This is a genomic window from Natrinema soli (genome assembly GCF_028618695.1).
In genome coordinates, this window is sequence record NZ_JAQIVI010000696.1 from 1 (window position 1) to 589 (window position 589).

At 69.1% G+C, this 589-nt stretch carries 1 pseudogene; it reads left to right on the forward strand.

Annotated elements, in window-relative coordinates:
- Nucleotides 1–589: pseudogene (locus tag PGX04_RS30300) on the forward strand (3-hydroxy-3-methylglutaryl-CoA reductase); the annotation flags it as partial.

The window sequence follows — 589 nt, forward strand, 5'->3', positions numbered from 1 at the left end:
GCGCTGCTGGCGTCGGTCAACCGCGGGCTGGGCGTGATCCGCTCCGCCGGCGGGGCCGACGCGCGCGTCACGAAAAACGGCATGACCCGCGCCCCGGTCTTTCGCGTGACGGGTGTCGCCGAGGCCGCCGAAACCGTCGAGTGGGTCGAGGCCAATTTCGAGGTCCTTCGGGAAGCCGCCGAATCCACGACGAGCCACGGCGAACTGCTCGATATCGAGCCCTACGTCGTCGGCGACTCGGTCTTCCTGCGCTTCGCCTACGACACCAAGGACGCGATGGGAATGAACATGGCCACGATCGCCACCGGCGAGGCCTGCGAAGTCGTCGAGAGCGAGACGCCCGCATCGCTCGTCGCGCTCTCGGGAAACCTCTGCTCGGACAAGAAACCCGCCGCCATTAACGCCGTCGAGGGCCGGGGCCGCTCCGTGACCGCCGACGTCGTCGTCCCCGGCGAACTCGTCGAGGAACGGCTCCACACCACCGCCGACGCCATCGCCGAGGCCAACACCCGCAAGAACCTGATCGGCAGCGCCAAAGCGGGCAGCCTGGGGTTCAACGCTCACGCCGCCAACGTGGTCGGCGCGGCCT